Raw genomic sequence first — 2,622 nt, 5'->3', positions numbered from 1 at the left:
ATCATAAAAAGAGCAGAATTTCACGAGGTTACAAGAAGAGCTGTAACTGAAGCTTTGGCAAATCTCAGAGATGTCGATGAAAACCTCGTGAAGGCTCAGATAGTCAGGAGAGTTGAGGATAGGTGGATAGGATTCATTCTAAGTCAAAAACTGTGGGAGGTTTTCAAGAATAGAAACCTTTCAGCAGGAAGAGCCCAAACACCCGTTTTAGGATGGATAATTCAGAGAGCTGAGGAAAACAGGAAAAAGAAAACGGTAGCTTTCGTGAAGGAACTCGGACTGAGCTTGGAGGGGATAGCGAAGAAAGAGCTTGAGCTTGAAATAGAGTTGATAGAGGAAAAAGAGGAGGAAAGAGTGCCGCTTCCTCCCTACACAACGGACTCCATGCTCCGAGATGCGAACGCCATACTGAAAATGAGCGCAAAGGATGCGATGCAAATAGCTCAGGAGCTATTCGAGCACGGTCTCATAACGTATCACAGAACCGACTCAACGAGAGTGAGCGAGGTTGGATTGAGAATAGCCAAGGAATACCTCGGAGAAGATTTTACTCCGAGGGAGTGGTTTGCCGAGGGAGCGCACGAGTGTATAAGACCAACGAGGGCAGTAGACAGAGACACCCTCCAGAGACTGATAAGCGAGGGGATAATTGTGGTGGAGAACTTTACGTGGAGACACTTCGCCCTTTACGATCTAATCTTCAGAAGGTTCATGGCAAGCCAGTGCAAACCTTACAAAGTCACAGTTGCCAAATACCGAATTAAAGCCGACGGAAAAGAGTTCGAGGAGGAAAGGATCGTTAAAGCGGAAGGAAAAGCGTACGAACTCTACAAGTCCGTTTGGGTGAGAAACGAGCTGCCAACCGGAAAATTAAAGGTTGAGGCTGAGATAAGAAGAATACCAGCAGCCCCTCTATACACGCAATCGGATGTCGTTGCCCTTATGAAGGAAAGAAGAATAGGGCGCCCATCCACCTACGCAACGATAGTGGACAAGCTCTTCCAGAGGAACTACATAATAGAGAGGGGAGGAAAGCTCGTCCCCACAAAACTCGGTTATTCTGTTTACGAGTACCTTATCAACAACTACAGATCCTTCGTTTCAGAAGAGAGGACGAGGTTGCTTGAGGAGATGATGGACAAAGTCGAGAAAGGAGAAGCTGACTACTTCGAGACTTTAAAAGAAATGTACAAAGAAGTGAGACAGATTTAATCGATGAAGAAAACTCCGGAAGAGTTTTTATCTATTTTTTCCGCTATTCTTTTCACGACTTCAACGTTTGATGCTATTCCACTGATCTCCTTCTTTATCACCGCATCAGCAATAGCCCTCTTGAAAACCTTGCCGGCTGTTTTCGGAAGTTCTTTAACGAAAACAATGAGTCTTGGCAGGGCTATTCTCCCTATGTCCTCCTCTATCTTCTTTTTAATTTTCTCAGCAACATCATCGCTTTTTTCAGCGACGACGAAGAGAGCTATGGCTGTCCCTTTAATTCTGTCAGGCACGCCGATGGCGGCGCAATCAGCTACCTCTTTTAGCTCCTTCACAACCTTCTCTATTTCAACGAGAGAAACCCTGTGACCGCTTATGTTTATGACGTCGTCCGCTCTTCCGGATATCCATATGTATCCGTCCTCATCGAAGTAGGCGTAGTCCCCAGTCAGGTAAACCCTCTTACCGAACTTAGACCAGTAAAGCTGCACGTAAGCTTTAGGATCTCCGTGAATTCCAAGCATGAATCCGGGAAACATTTTCTTTATAACCAAATGCCCGAGTTGATAGGGCTTGGCTTTTTTCCCTCCGCTATCGTATATGTCAACCTCTATCCCGGGCAGAGGTTTTGAAACAGAGCCGGGCTTCATGGGAGTTAAGGCTGGAATGGGGGAGATGACGATTCCTCCAGTCTCAGTCTGCCACCAAGTGTCAACTATGGGGCACCTCTTCTTCCCAACTTCCTCGTAAAGCCAGAGCCAGTTTTCGGCTTCAAGCGGTTCTCCAACGCTTCCTATCAGCCTTAGAGTAGATAAGTCAAAGCTGTCTATGTTTCCACACCCCTGAAGCATTCTCACGAGGGTTGGGACGGTGTAAAAGACTGTTACTCCGTACTTCTCAATCAACTCAAAGGTTCTGCATATATTAGGGTAGTCCGGAGCTCCCTCGTAGAGAAGAACCGTAGCACCCAAAGAAAGCGGGCCATAAACAGAGTAGCTGTGTCCCGTAATCCAGCCCAGGTCTGCTGTGCAGAAGAGAACGTCCTCATCCTTCAAGTCTAGGACTATTTTGCTCGTCGCATAGACGTGAACGAGGTAACCTCCGGTGGAGTGAATGATTCCTTTAGGCTCAGCAACGCTTCCGGAGGTGTAGATTATGAAGAGGGGATCGTTAGCATCAGTTATTTCACATTCAGACTTAGCCTTCTCCTTTCTTACGAGTTCAGCATAGTCGTGATCCCTCCTCTCTTTCATGTCAATTTCGTTTCCAGCCCTCTTAACGACTACGACATTTTCCACTCCTTTGTACTCCTCAAGAGCTTCGTCAGCTTTTTCCTTTAAGTTTATCAGTCTTCCCCTTCTGTAGTAGCCGTCAGCTGTTATGAGAAGTTTGACTCCAGAATCCTTCATT

General features: G+C 46.4%; 2 protein-coding genes. One reads left to right on the top strand and one right to left on the bottom strand.

Going from position 1 to position 2,622, the window contains the following annotated elements:
- Positions 1-1,212 (top strand): reverse gyrase (gene rgy / locus F7C14_RS05925; protein WP_290900843.1); only part of this gene is annotated, 1,212 nt, incomplete at its 5' end.
- Here rgy and F7C14_RS05920 read toward each other — a convergent pair.
- Positions 1,209-2,622, bottom strand: a 1,414-nt coding sequence (locus tag F7C14_RS05920; protein WP_290900841.1) for an AMP-binding protein, incomplete at its 5' end; no start/stop codon positions are given. The genes rgy and F7C14_RS05920 overlap by 4 nt on opposite strands.

Origin of the sequence: Ferroglobus sp. (assembly GCF_015521575.1) — an archaeon.
GTDB lineage: Archaea > Halobacteriota > Archaeoglobi > Archaeoglobales > Archaeoglobaceae > Ferroglobus.
Note: the sequence above shows the minus strand (reverse complement) of the source record. Positions and strands in the feature narration are given on the sequence as shown.